This window comes from Desulfobacterales bacterium, assembly GCA_029211065.1.
Taxonomy (GTDB): domain Bacteria; phylum Desulfobacterota; class Desulfobacteria; order Desulfobacterales; family JARGFK01; genus JARGFK01.
In genome coordinates this window covers 40,758-60,329 of record JARGFK010000010.1, presented here as the reverse complement: position 1 = coordinate 60,329, position 19,572 = coordinate 40,758, and the positions used below count along the sequence as shown (strand labels likewise).

At 53.0% G+C, this 19,572-nt stretch carries 18 protein-coding genes; 11 read left to right on the top strand and 7 right to left on the bottom strand.

Going from position 1 to position 19,572, the window contains the following annotated elements; genetic code table 11:
- Window position 1 precedes the first annotated feature (1 nt).
- Together P1P89_03975 and P1P89_03970 are read left to right on the top strand one after the other, a co-directional pair.
- Window positions 2-1,168 (top strand): efflux RND transporter periplasmic adaptor subunit, encoded by a 1,167-nt coding sequence (locus tag P1P89_03975; protein MDF1590652.1) that lies wholly within the window; start codon window positions 2-4, stop codon window positions 1,166-1,168.
- Window positions 1,165-4,422, top strand: coding sequence for an efflux RND transporter permease subunit (locus P1P89_03970; GenBank protein MDF1590651.1), 3,258 nt, complete (start codon window positions 1,165-1,167; stop codon window positions 4,420-4,422). Before P1P89_03975 ends, P1P89_03970 begins: the two co-directional genes overlap by 4 nt.
- A 119-nt stretch (window positions 4,423-4,541) precedes the next feature.
- Here the strand turns inward: P1P89_03970 and P1P89_03965 are convergent, their stop codons facing one another.
- Complete coding sequence (locus tag P1P89_03965; protein MDF1590650.1) at window positions 4,542-5,924, bottom strand: cation:proton antiporter; 1,383 nt, start codon at window positions 5,922-5,924, stop codon at window positions 4,542-4,544.
- Window positions 5,925-5,995: 71 nt separating this feature from the next.
- Window positions 5,996-6,379, bottom strand: coding sequence for a NifB/NifX family molybdenum-iron cluster-binding protein (locus tag P1P89_03960; GenBank protein ID MDF1590649.1), 384 nt, complete (start codon window positions 6,377-6,379; stop codon window positions 5,996-5,998).
- Between the two features lie 94 nt (window positions 6,380-6,473).
- On the opposite strand from P1P89_03960, the gene P1P89_03955 reads away from it, so the two are divergent.
- Window positions 6,474-6,818, top strand: a complete 345-nt coding sequence (locus P1P89_03955; protein MDF1590648.1) for a hypothetical protein — start codon at window positions 6,474-6,476, stop codon at window positions 6,816-6,818.
- A gap of 18 nt (window positions 6,819-6,836) precedes the next feature.
- On the opposite strand, the gene P1P89_03950 is transcribed toward P1P89_03955, so the two are convergent.
- The 5 genes from P1P89_03950 to P1P89_03930 all read right to left on the bottom strand — a co-directional run bounded on the left by P1P89_03950 (window position 6,837) and on the right by P1P89_03930 (window position 9,003).
- Window positions 6,837-7,223: a DUF488 family protein gene (locus tag P1P89_03950; protein MDF1590647.1), complete on the bottom strand. Its 387-nt coding sequence runs from the start codon at window positions 7,221-7,223 to the stop codon at window positions 6,837-6,839.
- Window positions 7,224-7,345: 122 nt separating this feature from the next.
- Window positions 7,346-7,717 (bottom strand): hypothetical protein, encoded by a 372-nt coding sequence (locus P1P89_03945; protein MDF1590646.1) that lies wholly within the window; start codon window positions 7,715-7,717, stop codon window positions 7,346-7,348.
- A gap of 43 nt (window positions 7,718-7,760) precedes the next feature.
- On the bottom strand, window positions 7,761-8,072 hold the full coding sequence (locus P1P89_03940) for a hypothetical protein (GenBank protein MDF1590645.1): 312 nt from the start codon (window positions 8,070-8,072) through the stop codon (window positions 7,761-7,763).
- 20 nt (window positions 8,073-8,092) lie between these two features.
- Entirely contained in the window at window positions 8,093-8,542 is a 450-nt protein-coding gene (locus tag P1P89_03935; protein ID MDF1590644.1) for a hypothetical protein, read from the bottom strand.
- A gap of 35 nt (window positions 8,543-8,577) precedes the next feature.
- Window positions 8,578-9,003 (bottom strand): PilZ domain-containing protein, encoded by a 426-nt coding sequence (locus P1P89_03930; protein ID MDF1590643.1) that lies wholly within the window; start codon window positions 9,001-9,003, stop codon window positions 8,578-8,580.
- Window positions 9,004-10,147: 1,144 nt separating this feature from the next.
- Between P1P89_03930 and P1P89_03925 the strand changes: the two genes are divergently transcribed.
- From P1P89_03925 to nqrF, 8 genes are all read left to right on the top strand, one after another.
- Entirely contained in the window at window positions 10,148-11,158 is a 1,011-nt protein-coding gene (locus P1P89_03925) for a TAXI family TRAP transporter solute-binding subunit (protein ID MDF1590642.1), read from the top strand.
- Between the two features lie 107 nt (window positions 11,159-11,265).
- The gene (locus P1P89_03920) at window positions 11,266-13,191 is read left to right on the top strand and encodes a TRAP transporter permease (GenBank protein ID MDF1590641.1); all 1,926 of its coding nucleotides are present in this window, start codon (window positions 11,266-11,268) and stop codon (window positions 13,189-13,191) included.
- A 353-nt stretch (window positions 13,192-13,544) separates the two neighbouring features.
- Entirely contained in the window at window positions 13,545-14,891 is a 1,347-nt protein-coding gene (locus P1P89_03915; protein MDF1590640.1) for a 4Fe-4S dicluster domain-containing protein, read from the top strand.
- A complete protein-coding gene (locus P1P89_03910) occupies window positions 14,891-16,069 on the top strand; it encodes an NADH:ubiquinone reductase (Na(+)-transporting) subunit B (protein MDF1590639.1) in 1,179 nt (392 codons plus the stop codon). The genes P1P89_03915 and P1P89_03910 overlap by 1 nt, the downstream gene beginning before the upstream one ends.
- A complete protein-coding gene (locus tag P1P89_03905) occupies window positions 16,062-16,778 on the top strand; it encodes an FMN-binding protein (protein MDF1590638.1) in 717 nt (238 codons plus the stop codon). The genes P1P89_03910 and P1P89_03905 overlap by 8 nt, the downstream gene beginning before the upstream one ends.
- 71 nt (window positions 16,779-16,849) lie before the next feature.
- Window positions 16,850-17,494: an NADH:ubiquinone reductase (Na(+)-transporting) subunit D gene (locus tag P1P89_03900; protein ID MDF1590637.1), complete on the top strand. Its 645-nt coding sequence runs from the start codon at window positions 16,850-16,852 to the stop codon at window positions 17,492-17,494.
- Window positions 17,495-17,505: 11 nt separating this feature from the next.
- The gene (gene nqrE / locus P1P89_03895; GenBank protein ID MDF1590636.1) at window positions 17,506-18,114 is read left to right on the top strand and encodes an NADH:ubiquinone reductase (Na(+)-transporting) subunit E; all 609 of its coding nucleotides are present in this window, start codon (window positions 17,506-17,508) and stop codon (window positions 18,112-18,114) included.
- 69 nt (window positions 18,115-18,183) lie between these two features.
- Window positions 18,184-19,395 carry an NADH:ubiquinone reductase (Na(+)-transporting) subunit F gene (gene nqrF, locus P1P89_03890; GenBank protein MDF1590635.1) on the top strand — a complete coding sequence of 404 codons (1,212 nt, stop codon included), beginning with the start codon at window positions 18,184-18,186 and terminating at the stop codon, window positions 19,393-19,395.
- Window positions 19,396-19,572: the final 177 nt, after the last annotated feature.

The following is a 19,572-nucleotide window of genomic DNA, read 5'->3' as shown; positions in this document are numbered from 1 at the left end:
TATGCTTTTGAAACGAATTATTCCCTTTGTCTTTTTGTCCGCTTTGTTCCTGACATACAGCTGCAGCGACAAAATTGAACCCGGCACCACCGCCTCGAAAGCCACCCAGACCATCCAGGCCCGGGTGGCAATCGCTGAAATGACAACCCAGCCCTATCTATACGAAGCCGTGGGAACCGTTGCCGCCCGGATATCCAGCACAGTCTCCGCAAAACTGATGGGTACGGTCACGGCTGTTTATACCCGCGAAGGGGATGAAATCAAACAGGGCGCCGTTCTGGCGGTAATCGACGACCGCCAGGTAAGCGCCCAGCTGCGCCAGGCCCAGGCCGGCCTGGCGGAAGCCCGCCAGGCCGAATCAGCAGCGCTCTCGGCCCGTGATGCCGCCCTTGCCGGCGTCGTCCTGGCCCGGGCCACCCATAACCGCTATCTGCGACTCATTCAAGACGAGTCAGTCAGCCGCCAGGAATTTGATGAGGTTGAAGCGCGCCGGCACCAGGCCGAAGCCGCTTTTAAACAAGCCGACGCCATGGTGGAGGCGGTGCGCCAGCGGATTCAGCAGGCCGAAGCTGCGGTGACGGCTGTTGAAGTTTCAAAAAAAGACGCCAAAATACTGGCCCCCTTCAACGGAATTGTTACGGCCAAGTTGGTGGAGGTGGGTGATCTGGCGGCGCCGGGAAAGCCCCTTTTCATCCTTGAAAAAAAAGGGGGCATTCGCGTGGATGTCGTCATCCCGGAAGCCCATATCGAAGCCATCAAGCCCAATCAGAAATTAAAAGTGACCCTTCCCGCGCTACAGTCCCAAGTGATAACGGGAACCGTTCAAACCATCGTGCCTGGCGCGGATCCGCAAAGCCGTTCTTTTATCGTAAAGGTTGATCTCCCAGCCGGCACCGCCATCCCGTCCGGCCTGTTTGCCCGGATTACGGTCCCCCTGGGGGACAGCCCCCTGCTGCTCATCCCGGCTTCAGCGGTGGTCGCTCAGGGCCAGCTCACCGGCGTTTATCTGGTGGACGCGGAAGGGATCGCCCGTTTTCGACTGATCCGCACCGGCCGCAAATTCGACGACTCGGCTGAAGTGCTTTCCGGCTTGCCGGAGGGGAGTCGCTATGTGGTGGCGCCGCCGCCGGCGCTTGTAGACGGCGCCCGGGTGGAGGTTGGCTCATGACGGGAAAATTCGGGCCGGCCGGCAAAATCGCAAACTTCTTCATCAATTCAAAACTGACGCCCTTGATAATTATCGCCTCCATTTTACTGGGAATTGCGGCCGTCATCGCCCTTCCCCGGGAAGAAGAGCCCCAGATCATCGTTCCCATGATCGACATTTTTGTGCAGATGCCCGGCGCCGGCGCAAAAGAGGTCGAGCAGCGGGTCACCAAGCCCATGGAAAAACTGCTGTGGGAAATACCCGGGGTGGAATATGTTTATTCCACGTCCAGCCCGGGGATGTCCATGGTGATTGTCCGTTTCTATGTGGGCCAGAATGAGGAAGAATCGTGTGTACGGCTGCAGTCCAAACTCATGGCCAACATGGACCGGATTCCGCCCACTGTAACCCCGCCCTTGATCAAACCCCGCTTCATTGACGATGTACCGATCCTGGCGCTGACCTTCTGGGGCGAAAACCTGGACCATTATACCCTGCGGCGGGTGGCGGCCGAGGTTGAAGACATCGTAAAGCGGGAGCCGAACGTTTCCATCACCACGCTTATCGGCGGCAAACAGCGCCAGGTCAATGTGCGCCTGGACCCGGTCCGCCTGGCAGCGTTCGATCTGGACGCCGAACGCGTCGCCAATATGCTCTCTGCCGCCAACCAGGAGGCCGATGCCGGCAGCTTTCCGTCACCCGGCGGGCAGATCCTGGTCCATACCGGCGGATTTCTTAAAGATGCCGCCGACGTCGGCCGGGTGGTCTTAAGCGTCCACCAGGGCCATCCGGTTTACCTGAGGGACGTTGCCGTAATTGCCGACGGCCCCCAGGAGCCCGATCAGTATGTATTTTTCGGGACCGGTCCGGCGGCAGGCGAGAAAAAAATTGACGCGAAAGTTTCAACCCGGGGCGTATTTCCGGCCGTAACCCTTACGGTCGCCAAACGCAAAGGCACCAACGCCATCTCGGTCGCCCACAAGGTTCTGGCGCGCCTGGAGGATGCCCGCGGCACGGTCGTACCCGACAATATCGAGGTCACCGTAACCCGTCATTATGGGGAAACCGCCAAGGAAAAATCGGATGAACTGCTGCTGCACATGATGATTGCCATTGTTTCGGTGACCATTCTGATATGGTTTACCCTCGGCCATCGCGAATCCGGCGTCGTTGCCCTTGCCATTCCGGTAACCCTGGCCCTGACATTGGCGGTATTTTATCTTTACGGCTACACCCTGAATCGCATTACCCTCTTTGCCCTGATATTTTCCATCGGCATCCTGGTGGATGACGCCATCGTGGTGGTGGAAAACGTGGTCCGCCATTTTCACCTGGAAGAAAACCGGGGCCGGTCCAAGATCCAGATTACCATTGAAGCGGTCGACGAAGTGGGCAACCCGACCATCCTGGCAACGCTGACCGTTATTGCCGCTATTTTGCCCATGGCCTTTGTGGGCGGCCTGATGGGGCCTTACATGCGCCCGATCCCGGTGGGGGCATCGGCGGCCATGGTGTTTTCACTGATCGTCGCCTTTATCGTGACCCCCTGGGCATCTCTGCGGCTGATTCGCCATGAACAAAAAGATGCGCCTGCCGGCGGCCAGAGCCATCACACCGAAGACTGGGCCACCCGGTTATATCGCCGCGTCATGGAGCCCTTGATCCACCGTCCGTTCTGGCGCTGGTCGTTTTTACTGGCCGTGGTCGCCATGCTTTTAGCAGCCTGCGCGCTGGTCGCCATCGGCCGGGTGCAGGTCAAAATGCTACCCTTTGACAACAAAAGCGAGTTCCAGGTCATTCTGGACATGCCCGAATCCGCCACTCTGGAAAGAACGTCCGCTGCCGCCCTGGAAATGGGCGAATATTTAAAGACCGTTAATGAAGTGGTGGACTATGAAGTCTATGTGGGCACGTCCGGCCCCTTTAACTTCAACGGTCTGGTGCGCCATTATTACCTGCGCCAGGGTCCCTCTATGGCCGATATCCAGGTGAACCTCGCGGGAAAAGGCCGGCGCAAAGACCAGAGCCATGACATTGCCAAACGGGTCCGGCCGGCCCTGAAAAATATCGCCGACCGTTACGGCGCCCGCGTCAAGGTGGCTGAAGTGCCCCCCGGCCCGCCGGTCCTGTCCACCCTGGTGGCGGAAATTTACGGCCCGGACTACAACCGCCAGCGCGAACTGGCCCGCGAGGTGATGGACGTCTTTGAGCAGACCCCCGGCGTGGTGGATATGGACTGGTACATGGAAGAAGAACAGACCCGTTTTCTGCTGGAGGCAGACACTGAGAAAGCAGCCTTAAACGGCATCAGTGTCGCCCGGATTACGTCGGCCCTGTCATTAAATCTGAGCGGCCGGCAGGTGGGGCTGCTGCACCAGCCTCTTGAAAAAGAAGACGTCCCCATCATCCTGCGCCCGACCCTGGCGTCCCGGGCCGGGATCGAACGCCTGAAGGGAATCAAAATCCCGACCCCCCAAGGGGGCATGGTGCCGCTGTCGGAGCTGGTAACGGTTCAGCAGACGGAAATCGATCGCAGCATCTACCATAAGAACCTGATGCCGGTGGTTTACGTCACCGGCGATGTGGCCGGCGAAAAGGAAAGCCCGGTCTACGCCATCCTGGAAATGTACAAAAAAATTGACGCCCTTTCGCTCCCGGAAGGCTACCGCATCATACAGCACACCGCCAATGTGCCGGATAGCGACCGGAAATTCAGCATGAAATGGGACGGCGAATGGCATATCACCTATGAAGTCTTCCGGGACCTGGGCATTGCCTTCGCTGTGGTGCTGGTATTGATCTTTGTTCTGGTGGTGGGCTGGTTTCAGTCCTTTTCCACCCCCCTTGTCATCATGGTTGCCATTCCGTTTTCGCTCATCGGCATCCTGCCGGCCCACTGGCTGATGGGGGCATTTTTTACAGCCACCTCCATGATCGGGTTTATCGCCGGGGCCGGCATCGTGGTGCGAAACTCCATTATTCTGGTGGATTTCATCGAACTGCGCATTGCTCAGGGCATGCCCCTGGACCAGGCGGTGATCGACGCGGGGGCCGTGCGTTTTCGCCCCATGATGCTGACGGCTGCAGCCGTGGTGGTGGGCGCCTCGGTAATCCTATTTGACCCCATTTTTCAGGGTTTGGCCATATCGCTCATGGCCGGGGAGGTTGCGTCGCTTCTTTTTTCGCGTATGACGGTACCAATCCTTTATTTCCTCGACAAACGCTGGGAAACGACCCACCTGCATCATACGCCGGTGGAAGGATCAGAACATTAATTCAGGTTTTATCTTTGATCAGGACCACCGAAGTTTCGATCTGGCGCTCGGGAATTGACCAGTATTTATTAAGGAGACGGTTTTTTTCCTCCGTGGTCAGCCGTATCGTATCCATTTTATCAGTGCGCCTCATCTTCCTTTTCAGCCCGGAAAACGTCCCTGTTCATATGGATGATGGCCAGCAAGATGCCCGAATAGATGAAGGTGGAAAGCATGATGATACCGATCACCACCGCCTTGAACATCTCAAGGTGTTCGAAAGCGGCGGGAATCATGGTCAGCATGACAATGGAAAGCCCGCCTTTGATGCCGGCAAAGGTCAGCACGCCCCCCCAGCGGAAACCGACATTGGTCATCCGGTCGGTCTTATTGGTAATCCAGGCAAACAGACCTATCATGGCGGCGCGAATCAGTGTGGTACCGAGAAACATCACCAGAATTTCAGTTCTGTATTTCCACAGCAGCGCCAGGTCGATCATCTCGGCCATGGCCACAAACAGAACCGTGTTGGCCACCAGCGCCAGCAACTGCACATCTTCCTTGGTGCGCAGGTGACGCGCCCGCTCCTCGATCGTGGCCTTGATGCGTCCCAGCACCTTGTCGATCACGCCGGCAGAGGCAATCTGACGCCGGGCCTCAAGCTTCAGTTCAGCCTCATCCCGATTGATCTGATGGTTCTCCGCAGCGATGGCCCGGGTCATTACATGATGAACCGTTATGGTGGCAAAGATGCAGGCCAGGATACCGGAAAGATGCAAATGCGAGTGGGCGCCCAGCACATTGAGCAGGACATAGAAATACTCCGCCAGCTCAAAAGCGCCGTAACCGGTCAAGATCAGCACCATCATCTCGGCAATGCGGTTTTCCGTTGTTTTCATGACAGCCAGGCCGACAAGGCCGACGACCACACCCACGGCGAGCGAGCCGAAGATCACAACCATGCTGACCTCGGCAACATAGAAGGCGGTAATCTCGCCGCCGCCCAAAGCAAACAGTCCGACAAAGACAAATACAATCAGGGCCGTGGCGTCATTGAACAGGCTTTCGCCCTCGGCAAGGATTTTCAGCCGGTGCGGCAGCCTGAATTTTGAGAAAATGCTGACAACGGAAACCGGATCGGTGGCCAGCACCATGGCAAATAACACGATGATGGCAGGGACAGAGAGCGTGTAGTCGGCAAAAAGCCAGTCGGATAACGCCAAGGCCATCACAACCGACAAAGCAACCGCGACCACCGCCAGATAAAGCAGACTCAGGCCATGCCTTTTCAGGTCGGCGAACTTGATCTCCAGTGAATCGGAGATGAGCAGGATCGGCAGCAGAAACACCACCAGGGCAGCAAAATGCTCGGCATCACCCGTCAGCACCGGCACCTGCCGGAAACCATAATGCGCCGCAAAGGAGAGTGCAATCAGGCCAAGCGGCGAAGGGATTTTAAGTTTGTCCTCAAGCTGCAGCGCCAGATAAAGAATGCCGGCAATCATCAGCAGGGTTGCAATCATTAAGACTCCCTCGATTTTTGGTCCGCCAAAGGGCAGGGTTATGGAGCGAAAAGATTTTTTTGAGACAGGTTCTAGTGATGATCACAGCCACCCCCGTGCTGGTGTCCGGCACACGTCATGGCGATGGCGAATTCTGGAAGTTTGCCGTTTTTGATCAATTCCAGGTTTGTCCGGACGCTCCCGCCGACGGCACGGAACACTTTGATTCCCGAAGTCTGAAGCCTGCTGAGGGCGCCCCCGCCAATGCCGCCCACAACCACGGCATCCACCGGATTGTCCCCCAGCGCTTTCATGGGCTGACACTGCCCGTGCAGGTGATGGGCGTCGATATTGTCAACACCCTTTAAGTCTCCGCTTTCTGCATCCACGATGATGAAACAGGGCGCAGTGCCAAAATGTCCGTACACAGCGCTTTCAAGTCCTTTGTCTGCTTCAGCAGGGAAAGCAATTTTCATATTTTATCTCCTCATTCTTTTCATGATTATAGGTCGCGTTCAGACAGTTAGGGGAATAAGTAATGTTAAAACGGCACCCTGTCAAGGGGATCGGATGCGCGCTATTTTGGACCTTAGGCGAACAGGCACACCAGTTATAATGGGTGATTTGATTTTAACAGAGGTCCTAAAGGGTTTTAGCGCTGATAATGATTTTAAAACAGCAAAAGCTTTTCTCAGCGACCTGCCCTTTCGTCAAATGGGAGGATACACTGTCGTCCTTCAAAGTGCCCAAAATTACCGGAAGCTCAGAAAAGCCGGCATTACGGTACGAAAACCAATTGATGTAATCATTGCGACTTTTTGCATTATTGAAGAACTGACCTTGCTGCATGACGATAGAGATTTCGATCCTATTGCAACCCATTTCCCATTGAAAACACCTGTTCGCCACTTATGAAGATGTATTGTAAATGCTTCAAGACAATTCAGCCCCGCGCTCAAGCAGCAGTTCCCGCAGAATAGACCGGTGGCACCGGCTTTCATCTGCGCAGTAGCATCCGATGGAAAGATTTGTCTGGAGGGAAAACGCGGCCAGCAAATCAAGATCCCGCCTGGCCTCGGGCCGGTTCATCTCGGCCCGAAACCGCCTTTTAAAAACGGACCATGCGCGTTCATCCTTGGCGCCCTGGCCTTCTTTGAGCAGCTCCTCACTGGGGGATAAGTTCGGAAACCAGACATCATAAATGTCTCTGGAGGCATATTCGCTTTTGGGAACCCCCCGCGGCGGCCGCCGGACGGTGCCGATCCGAACCCCTTCCCCTTCTTCCCTGGGACTCCCCGGCCGGCCGATCCTGATCGCCATACTTTCCTTTCACTTTCTTAAATAGCACTTTTCCATAGCAAAATAGCGTTCTAAACCCAAAATCAACCCTGCCTTTTCATTTTTATATCATCAACGCAAACAGTTCGATGGGTCCTATCCTGCTAAACGAAAGCATAAATAAGAAATGCCCCAAATGCCGCTGCCAAGGCACCGCCAACACGACCGAATGGCTTTACAAAAGATAAAGCCCACGACACTAACCGATGGAAATTGCTGCGCCCCATTACAGCTATAAATACAGCGGCAACGATAGAGATCCAGCCAAGGATCTCAATTACAAACGGAAATTTAGAAAGGTTTGATTGATATATCAATAAAACACCAAGAACTAGCCTTACTACAACAGCCAGAATATGTAGTTCCAGCTTGTCCAAATTATTTCGCAGAAAGCCGAAAATAACCTCCGGATTTATTACAATTATGATTCCGGCCGTCAGCGTCAGGGCGCCAAATATGATTATCACTAGGGTCATAATCTGTTTCCTTTGGCGACATAAAACCTGAACGGAAAAGGCCTCATGCGTGTTTCAGCTTGATTTCCTCAGCTATGGCCTTAAAGTCGTAAGAGGGATGGCACTCATAGCGGAATGCACCCCAGGCTTTTTGCTCCATGAACCGGTTGAGATTCCGGAGCGCGCCCGGTTCCACCTTCAAGTGCATGACAAAGCCAAAGGACATGACCGTGACCCATGAGATCAATTCAACCCCCGGGGGCGGAAAATCGCGGTAAAAACCGCTGGCCCTGGTATGTTCAAAAATTTCATCCAGTGTTTTGGATTGGTCATGCCGCAAAAAGATGGTCACCTGAATGCTTTGATCGCTTGCCATAGCGTTTCCTTTCATTTCATTTAAAGAGAGTCGGGTGTTTTAATATGTTTTCGATCCTCAACTTTCACCTCCATTGCGATGTGCCCCCAGCCGCCGCAGCGCACACCGACATCAATACAGCCAACCCGGTTTAATCGCATCTCGTTGGGATCAACCCCGGCATAGAACAGCTCGTTTGCGACAAATATGGGGGCGGACAGGGCGCTTAACGCATGAATGCAGATACGTTTGGGGTGCAGTTTGGTGATCAGGTTGCCGGAGCCGTCAAAATAGAACATGTCGCCGACTTTATGCCGGCTGTTGCAGCCATGAGAGGCGACGACTTCGGCAACAATTGTTTTGTTCATTAAGGCCGGCGCCTTGGAAATGATATCCGCCGTCCTTGGATTATTGCGAAACAGTTCCAGTTCTTCATCGGTGAAACCAAGGTGGTTTTGCATAAATTTCCAGGTGCTTTCATCGACTTTCATCTAATTCCTCCTTAACTTGACATAAAACTGAGAGACTAAACCGATTTCTTTTTGGGTTCACCCGTTTTCTTTATGATCGTTTTTATGATCTCCGCTTGTACCTGACTTAATTTTTTGAACTTGACGCCTACTCCCGTGGGATTGATCCGAACAACTTCCGCTGCTATCTTAAAAGGCCTTACCTCGGTCGAGTAGGAAATTGTCAGCAATATCTCATCTCCCACGGAAAAATTTTCTCTGGTTTCTATAAACACTCCCTCTGTACTGATATCTTGGATATAATTCTGATAGGCACGGCCTTTGACGGCATAATTTACCGTTATTAAACACTCCTTTCTTTCATTCTTTCTTATCTTTTTAAATTGCCTTTTCTCAAAATCTTCTAAAAGCGCTTTCTGCTCGTTTTCCGGCAAACTTTTTATGATCTCACATAATCGGTCGGCATAACTGGCGGCATTCATGTTAAACCTCCTTATCGGGTCCTTTTTAGCAAAAAACCGGAATAAAGTAATATCCTCCCAAATTATAAAAACCCCGCCTCAAGATCCTGAGACGGGGTTTAATGTTTTCTGTCCATGGCAACCTCATGTGATTAGGTCAGCGCCACTTAGAGAGGCTTTTGCATAACGCCCCCTTTCGCTCAATTTCTGCGTCATGCTCAAATTTCAGTCCTCGAAATACCAAATGTATTCCTGCGGTTAAAATTCACGCCTTTCTTGAGCTTAAACGAAATTGGGCATTCTTCAAAGGCCTCTCAGAAATTTTTGGATAACCCATTATTCAGCGGATGTCAAAAGCTTTTATCCGACGGCTGTAAGAGAAATGTTAGGCGTTGAATGTAGGTGCAGCAACTGTTTCAATCTTGGACAACTCGTCTTTCATCCGATTCTCAGCATACCATAAATCATAGGTTTGCTGCATACGCAGCCAAAGAGCCGGCCCATTGCCGGCAAACTTGCCTATCCTAAGCGCCATTTCCGTAGCAATCGGATGCGTACAGGCTAAAACGCGGTGTAGCTGCTGTCGGGATATACCGAGCCGCCTTGCGGCTTCGCTTACGGATGGACCAAGAGCCGGCAGTACGTCTTAGCGTAAAAGCTCACCAGGATGAACCGGCGGACGGTTTAAAGGACGTTTAATAAAATACTCTCCCATGACTATCCCTCAATGATATTGTTCAAGGTTGACCCGCAGCGCATCACCCTCTTCCCACTCAACGGTGATGCCCCATGGGCCGTTAATATGGATACTATAATGTTTTGGTACAATATCAACAGTTTTGTTACAGCTTTTTTTATCATTAGCGCTTGACTTGACCTGCCAAATGTAAAGGGAGGCCTGACTAACTCGATTAATATTGCAGAAGTGTACCAACCCTGCTTGGGTCGCCGGATTTCCCCGATTAGTTGTTTAATTGAATATTTTTTCAAAAAAATCGCCGGTGTGCTTTACAATACGGACAATGTTTGTTAACAATTAAATTTCCTTTGTTTTGATGCAATCGTATACTGCTACTTCATTTTCAACATAGCGCCGACCGGGTCCTGATTGCGTCTTTCGAAATACGCTTTTAATGACAACCTACATAAAAAAGAGGAGGATGACATGGTGAAAAAAATTTTAATCTCAGTCATTGCGTTAAGCCTGGTGATCGGCGTCGGTGCCGGAGATGCCAAGGCGGCTCAGCAAAACCTGATCATTGCAACCGCAACTACGGGCGGGACCTATTATCCGGTGGGTGTCGCGCTCGGTACCCTTATCAGCATCAAACTGGCGAGCAAACACAAAATTACCGCGACCGCTATCAACTCGGCGGGTTCGGGCGAAAACGTCCAGATGTTAAAAAACAAGGAAGCCCAGCTTGCCATTCTCCAGGGTATTTTCGGCGCCATGGCTTATAAAGGGAAGGCGCTGTACGAAGGCAAGCCGATGAAAGACTTTCAGACGATTACCATGCTGTGGCAAAATATTGAGCATTTTATCATCCTGAAGAAATACGCCAAGTCGGGTGACCTTTCGGATCTCAAAGGATTCGGACAAAAATTTTCCATCGGTCAAAGGGGCAGTGGAACGGAAGGTTCCGGCAAAACGATTCTGAGCGGAGTGGGAATCGAGTGCGAGGTGGATTTTACCTGTGAATACCTGGGGTACAACCCGTCGGCCCAGGCGATGATGGATGGTAGAATTTCCGGCGCCAATATTCCCGGCGGCGTCCCGGTGGCCGCCGTCACCCAATTGTTCGCTCAGATGGGCGATAATAAAGTTAAGGTGCTGGATGTCACAGATGAACAGATTGATCTTATTTATAAAGCCTACCCCCTCTGGAGCCGGTATGTCATTCCGAAAGGCACATATCCGGGACAGAAAAGCGACATCAACACCATTGCACAGCCGAACGTATTGGCAGTCATTCCGGAAGTGCCGGAAGATACCATATATCTGATCACAAAAACCATCTATGAAAATTTGCCGTTCCTGCACAACATCCACAAGGCCACCAAGGCCATGAAGATCGAAAAGGCGCTCAGCGGATTGCCGGCGCCGCTTCACCCCGGGGCCGTCAAGTACTACAAGGAAATCGGTTTGAAAATTCCGGATCATTTGATGCCCAATTAATCAACCGGGCGGGTTGCAAGAGACCCGCCCTCATTTTTATCTCCCTTTTGCACAGCCACATCTGAGCAGCATCACCCAAGTGGACCATTACAGGTAAAGGTGCGACCATGGCCGAAAAAAACAACGAAACCATCGATCAGGACATCAGCGGAGAAGTCATCACCATCAAACGGAAGCTAACGGGACGATTGGCCGGCATTGTGTACTGGTTCGGTATTCTGACGTCTTTGTTTCACCTGTGGGTCAGCACCATCGGCATTCTGCCCGAAATTCAAAGAAACGCCATCCATTTCGGATTGATTCTGTTTATGGGATTTATTATGTACCCCCTGTCCAAAAGGAAGGCCCTGAAAACCCTTCGTCTGGATCTGTTTCTGGCCATTCTGTCCGTGGTGGTGGCCTTTTATCTGGTGTTTTTTGAAAATGCACTGCATGCCAGAAACGAACAACCCCTGACGATGGATCTCATTTTTGCCGCCATCGCCGTGGTTTTGATGATAGAGATTACCCGAAGAACATCGGGGTATTTAATCCCGGTCATGGCGACTTTTTTCCTGTCGTATTCCCTATTTTTGGGGCGATATTTCGGCGGGTTGTGGAATTTTCCCGGTGTTACCCTTGAACGGCTTTTGTATCGGATGTATTGGGCGCCGGACGGTATATTCGGCACCATTGCAACGATTTCTTCCACCTTTGTTTTTCTATTCGTACTGTTTGCGGCGTTTCTGATCAAGTCCGGTGCCGGAGAGTTTATCATCCGGCTGTCGGTATGCGTGATGGGAAGAAGTGTGGGCGGGCCGGCCCAAATGGCGGTTTTTGCCAGCGGCCTGATGGGCAGTGTTTCCGGAAGCGCCGTTGCCAACACCGTCGGGACCGGTTCCATCACCATCCCCATGATGAAAAAGGTGGGATTTTCTCCCCGCTTTGCGGCCGGCGTGGAAGCCGCGGCATCCACGGGTGGCCAGCTGATGCCGCCGATCATGGGGGCCGGCGCCTTTATCATGAGTCAGTGGACCCAGATCCCTTATTTGACCATTGTCGGTGTCGCATTTATACCCGCCATCATGTATTTTTTGACGATGTCCTTTTTTGTTCATTTAAGGGCCAAAAAAATCGGTTTGGGTATCATCCCCGATGAAGACATCCCCAGACTGATCGATGTGCTCAAAGAGGGCTGGAATTTCTTTATCCCGATCGCAGCCCTGATCGGATTCTTAATGTACGGGTTTACCCCGACGTTTGCCGCCTGCGCCGGTATCGGCGCCATCGTCGTTTCAAGCTGGTTCAACCCCCGCACTCGCATGGGATTCCGGGATATATTGGACGCGCTGGCGCTGGGTGCCCAGAACATGGTTACCACTGCTGTTATTCTGCTGTGCTCAGGAATCGTCATTGGTGTGGTGCTCATGGTCGGCATGGGGATCAAATTCTCCATGCTGATATCTGCCATTGCCGGCGGCAGTCTTTTTATCACCATCGTGCTGATCGCGCTGGCGTCTTTAATTTTAGGAATGGGGTTGCCGGTGACCGCTTCCTATATCGTCCTGGCGGTGCTGGCTGCACCGGCGATGACGCTGCTGGGGTCAAGCCTGCTCGCGGCCCATATGCTGATCTTCTGGTATTCTCAGGATGCCAACGTGACCCCGCCGGTATGCCTGGCAGCATATTCCGCAGCAGGAATCGCCGGCAGCAACCCGCTTTCGACCGGAATGGAAGCCTGGAAGCTGGCCAAGGGGCTTTACATCATTCCATTGCTCTTTGTATATACGCCGCTATTGTTCGAGGGGTCGATATGGATGGTTGCGGAAACCGTTGTCACCGCTTTGATCGGACTGTACTGCTTTGCAGTATTTTTCGAGGGGTTTTTCCTCGAAAAGATCAGACGAATGCAAAGAATTATCTTCGCAGCTATCGCGTTTTTGCTGATTTTCCCCAATTTAAAAATGCATCTGGCCGGTATCATTCTGTTTTTGGCGATGGTCGCTATTTCAAAAACAATGCTCGCCAAACATGCAAAGGATGCTCCCGTGTAATTGCATTCTGCGCAAGTTGCGTTAAAGAAAAGGTCGATAAAATTGCCGCGCGCAAAAAACTTACCCGGGAAAACAAGCTCAACCTCCTGACCGAAGAAAACATCAAACTACAGGTCAAGCACCTGAAAAATCTGTCCCTGATCAATAATCGGCACAAAAAGGGCAAAACATCTCACATCCATGGATGGACTTATTCTATGGAAATCGGGGTGGAAAGATTTTTTAACATTATTATATCAAGTTGAAAACATAAATCAAAAATGATAGATTGCATAAACTGTATTTGAGCGTTTCACAAGAGCGCCGCAACCCCATGGATGCGGCCGAGTTGGAGAGAGGACGCTAATCCTGCCATGATTTCCGTAAAAAACCAAAAGGGATACCATCTCAGACTTGCCGGGCCTCCCGCCGCTGAACTCGCGGCCCTCGACAGCCCTTCGCATGTGGCGGTTTTGCCGGAACATATTCCCTTTGTCAAACCGCGCCTGAAAGTCGAGTTGGGAGATACCGTCCAGGTCGGAACACCGCTGTTTGAAGACAAGCGCAATCCGGAGGTTCGCTTCCTCTCCCCGGCAGGCGGCAGCGTTTCCGATATCCGCTACGGCCACCGGCGCGTGATCGAACGGATCGTCATCCAGCGGGATCCTTCGGAATCGTTTCAAGAATTTGAAGCCGTGCCGGATAAGGCCCTGGATGCCCTGCAGCCGGCGCAATTGAGTGAAATCCTTCTCAAGGGCGGCTTGTGGGCGCTGCTGCGCCAGCTGCCGTTTCGGGACTACCCCCAGCCAGGGTCGGCGCCGCCGGCTGTTTACGTCACACTCGGAAATCTTCAGCCGTTTCATCCCCGCCCCAATGCATTTCTCAGGGGGAACGAGGCGCTGTTCCGATACGGCATTAAAATGTTGCAGAAGCTGGCCGATGGGTCGGTTTTCATTGCGGCGCACCAAGACGATTTTCAAACGATTTCGGCGCTCAGCGATCTGGTGACCCATGTCTACTCGGGCAATTATCCTGCCCACGACGCCGGGATGCTGGTGTATCGCACCCGAAAGGATGCCGGCCAAAACCGCGCCTGGTATGTCGACGGCCAGGACCTTCTGCTGATGGCCGAACTGGTCAAAACCGGAAAATATCCCACGGAAAAGATCGTTGCAATCGCCGGCAGCCTGGCGGCCGAGAAAAAACATTTCAGAATCCGAATGGGATCGCCCGTCAGGCATCTTCTCAATGGACATCCGGCCAAAGGCAGCCCCCGGTATATCGCCGGCGGGGTTTTCTCCGGCTATCCGCTCGAAGAGGACGGCTATCTGGGCCCTTTTGAATCATCCCTGACGGTTCTTCCCGACGGCCGGGAGCAGGAGGTGTTGGCCCTTTTCCGGCCGGGGTATCACAAACCCAGCTATTCCAGGGCCTTTTTGTCGGCCTTTAATCCCAATGACTTTCAGATGAACTGCAACCGGCACGGCGGCATTCGGGCATGCATCGGCTGCAACCACTGCACCGAGGTCTGCCCGGTGGATATTCTGCCCCAGCTGGCATACAAGGGCATCCTGGCCGATGCCATTGAAGAAGTCCTCGCCCATGGCCTGCTGGATTGCGTCGAGTGCGGACTCTGCTCCTATGTCTGCCCTTCCAAGATCGAACTTTTTCTGACATTGAAAAATGCCAAGGCGGCCTATTACCGAGAACAGGGGCAATGATGAACACACTGAAGCGCTTTTTCGATTCTCAACGCGGCCGCTTTATTAAAGGCGGTCGATTTGAAAAGTACCATCCGTTTTTCGAATCGATAGAGTCCATCTTCTTTGCGCCTGCCGAGGTAACGGAAACCGGTCCGTATGTCCGGGACAGTCTGGATGTAAAGCGATACATGTTGCTGGTGATCGTTGCATTGCTGCCCCACCTTTTTTTCGGCATCTACAATGCCGGATACCAGTCCCACCTGGCCTCCGGTCTTTCGCTGTCCTTCTTTCCGGTCGTCCTCAAAGGCCTCTGGATCGTCATGCCCCTGGTGATGGTATCCTATGCCGTGGGCTTTTTCTGGGAAATCGTTTTTGCCGTTATCCGAAAGCATCAGATCAGCGAAGGGCTTTTTGTCTCCGCCATGCTGTTTCCGTTCATTCTGCCCCCCACATTGCCGCTCTGGCAGGCGGCGCTGGGGATATCTTTCGGCATTGTCATCGGGAAGGAGATTTTCGGCGGAACCGGGAGAAACTTTTTGAACCCGGCCTTGACCGGCCGCGTCTTTCTGTATTTCGCATATCCTGCGCAAAACTCCGGAGACGTCTGGACGGTTATCAGCGGCACTGCGGCAGTCGCCGTCGATTCCTTTACCGGGGCGACGCCCCTGGCCATATCCGCCGCAGCCGAATCCGGCAGCGTCCAGCAGGCCCTGGCGCAAAAGGGATATACCGTATCGAAACTCTTTTTCGGCCTTTATCCGGACAGCATCGGTGCGTCCTCCGCCTTGCTGTGTATTATCGGTGCGGCCTTTCTCATTTTTCTGGGCATCGCCAGCTACCGGATTATCCTGGGGGATATCATCGGTGTGCTGGGCATGGGGTTTTTGTTGAACGCGGTGGCTGGGGGAGGCGCCATGCCCTATCTTTCGCTCAACCCCTTCTATCATCTGCTCATGGGCGGAACGGCCTTCGGCATTGCGTATATGACGACCGACCCGGTTTCGGCCCCGGACATGAACCCAGCCAAATGGATATATGGCATCGCCATCGGGGCCTTGACGGTGCTGATCCGTGTTTTCAACCCGGCATTTCCCGAAGGGATCATGCTGGCCATCTTGTTCATGAACATCTTTGCACCGTTGCTGGACCACATTGTGGTTCGCATTCGTTTGCGCCGGCGGGTGCCGAATGTCTGACCGACTCAAATCCATCGTATTTACCGTCGTTTTGTGCGTGGTGATCAGCATTCTGTTGACGACGGCTTCCACCGGCCTGCAGCGCTTTCAGGAAAAAAACGTTCTTTTGGACAAACAAAAAAACATCTTGAAATCCGTGGGACTGATGGAACCGGACCGCGCCTACCCGCCGGAAACCATTGAAGCGCTCTACCGGGACAGCATCCGGGCGGTCTGGGCCGAGCCGGACGGCACCGTTATTGAAAAACCGGTAAGGGGCGAACAGGACCTGCCCATTTACGTTTACTTTGAGAGCGACGAGATAAAGGCCTATGTTATTCCCATCAACAGCCGGGGACTTTGGGGGCGGATCCACGGGTACCTGGCTGTCCGGGGCGACGGCTCCACCATCTCAGGCTTTACGGTCTATAAACACGCGGAAACCCCCGGGCTGGGGGGTGAAATTGAAAAGGAATGGTTTCAGAAAAACTTTGTCGGAAAAAAGATCGTAGACAGCCAGGGGGGCTTTGTATCCATCGAAATCGCAAAGGGAAGTGTGGCGGAAAGAATCCCCAAAACACAGCAGGAAAACTACGTGGACGGCATCAGCGGCGCCACCTTGACCGGAAAATACCTGACCGCCGGCCTGCACCGGATTTTGAGCGAATATGAGCCGGTCTCAATCCGCTTTAGAAAACAATCGGTTAAGTTTACACCGGAATCCAAGTAATTGCAGCACAAGGACCCTGAACGTTTTTTTAACAAAGACTTGTTACGGAAACAATCCGGAAAGAATTCACCATGGAACTCAACCTTGCCAGACCCTTTGCGGCCATTCGTCGGAGCAAATCTTATAAAGCCATTTGCGCTTCCCTCTGGGAGGTCAATCCCATCTCCAAGCAGATCCTGGGCATCTGTTCGGCCCTTGCCGTCACCGTACAGTTGCAGACCGCTTTGGTCATGGGCCTGGCCCTGACCTTCGTGGTAGCCTTTTCCAACCTGATCATTTCGTCCCTTCGAAACCTGATCCCGAGAAATATCCGCATCATCGTCGAAATCAGCATTATCGCCACCCTGGTGATCCTAGCGGACGAAATACTAAAAGCGTTTTTCTATGATATCAGCAAACAGCTGTCAGTCTTTGTCGGGTTGATCATCACAAACTGCATCGTCCTGGGAAGAGCCGAAGGGTACGCGATGTTGAACCCGCCGATACCCTCGTTTGTGGATGGACTTGCCAACGGCATCGGATACAGTTCGCTCCTGATCGGGGTCGCCTTTTTCAGGGAGCTTCTAGGATCCGGCAAGCTATTGGGGTTTCAGGTTGTCCCCGCGGTCTTTTACCAGGCCGGATACGAAAATATGGGATTAATGCTGCTGGCGCCGGGGGCCTTTATCGTCATCGGTCTGTTTACCTGGCTGCAGCACACGCTGATCGAAAAATAGACAGGTATGCCATGGAAAACCTTATCAGTATCTTGCTCAATTCGGTATTTGTCGGAAACATCCTCCTGGCCTATTTTTTGGGGATGTGTTCCTTTCTGGCGATTTCCAAAAACTTAGACACCGCTGTCGGTTTGGGCTTCGCTGTGATTTTTGTGTTGACGCTCACGACGCCGGTCAACTGGCTCATTTATCATTTTCTGCTGGCCCCCGGCGCACTGGCCTGGGCGGGGCTGCCGGATGTGAATCTCGGCTTCCTCAAGCTGGTCCTTTTTATCACCACCATCGCCGCCATTGTCCAGGCTGTGGAGATGGTCATCGATCGGTATTCGCCGGTGCTTTACTCCGCCCTCGGCGTTTTTCTGCCGCTGATATCGGTCAACTGCGCCATACTCGGCGCATCCCTGTTCATGGTCGAGCGGGATTATCGGTTTTCCGAATCGGTGGTTTACGGCGTCGGTTCCGGTATCGGCTGGTGCCTGGCGATTGTGGCCATGGCAGCCATCCAGCAGAAACTCAGGTATGCCGACATCCCAAAAGGACTCCAGGGTTTCGGCATCAACATTATTACCACCGGTTTGATGGCCATCGGGTTCATGCTTTTTGCGGGCATCTCCCTTTGAGCGGCCCTGCCGGCATTTCGGTTTTTGTTCTAAACGTATAGATCAGGAAAGGGTAGTTGCGCGGTGCATATTTACATTGTGAGCTTTTCGGTATTTTTGTCCGTTGTCCTTTTGCTCGTCCTGGCCTTGCTGGTGGTGGAGTCACAGGTGGTGCAGAAAGGCGACCGGAAGATCGTCATCAACGATGACCCTGAAAAGTCCCTGCAGGCGCCGCCGGGCCGCACCCTTCTGTCGGCCCTGGCGGCCAAAGGAATTTATCTGGCGTCGGCCTGCGGGGGAAAGGGGTCCTGTGCCATGTGTAAATGCAGGGTGGAAGAGGGCGCCCGAGGGATCCTGCCCACCGAAATGCCGCACCTGACCCGCGCCGAAAAGAGGCAGAATGTACGTCTCGCCTGCCAGGTTAAGGTCAAGGAAGATTTAAAAATCCATATCCCGCCGGAAATTTTCAACATCAAGAAATACACGGCCACGGTGGTCTCTAATGAGAATGTGGCAACCTTTATCAAGGAGCTTGTGCTGGGGCTGGACGGAAACGAGCGGATCGACTTTAGTTCAGGACAGTACATCCAGATCGATATCCCGGAATACGAGTTGGAATATGAAAAGATCGATGTCGGCCAACGGTTCAGATCCGTCTGGGATAAATTCGGCCTGTGGGGATTGCACGCACAGGCCGAAGAGCCGGTGTTCCGCGCCTATTCCATGGCCAATACGCCGGAAGAAGACCACCTCAAATTCACCGTCCGCATCGCCACCCCGCCGCCCGGTTCGGATGTTCCGCCGGGCATCGCCTCATCCTATCTGTTCGGTCTTAAGCCCCAGGACAAAGTGATCCTTGGCGGTCCCTATGGAGAATTTCTAATCAAAGAAACCGACAAAGAGATGTGTTTTGTGGGCGGCGGGGCCGGCATGGCCCCCATGCGAAGCCATATTTTCACCCAGCTGTTGATCAAGAAGACCCGGCGGCAAATGACCTTCTGGTACGGCGCGCGATCCAAAAGTGAAATGTTCTACGACGCGGAATTTCAGGAACTGGCGCAAAACTTCGAAAATTTTTCCTATTACGTTGCGCTTTCAGATCCGATGCCCGAGGACAACTGGGAAGGCTTGACCGGATTTATTCACCAGGCGGCCCATGACCAATATCTGAGCAAACACAAAGACCCGGCGGAAATTGAGTACTACCTGTGCGGCCCGCCCCCGATGATCGCAGCCGTTAAAGAAATGCTGGACAGTCTGGGGGTGGAGCCTGAAATGATCGCCTACGACGACTTCGGGTAACGCTTTATTTTCTCCAGTTATCAACAAGGCACCCGTTAAATAAAACGTTCATGTTTACGCCCGCCTCTAAAAAGGTTCGCGGCGCTATTTAAAACTTTGCCTGGTAAACAGAAAATGATATATTACCCCAATTATTTTTTGGGGAGGGGATCCGGTATAAAAGCTGACCAGACTGTA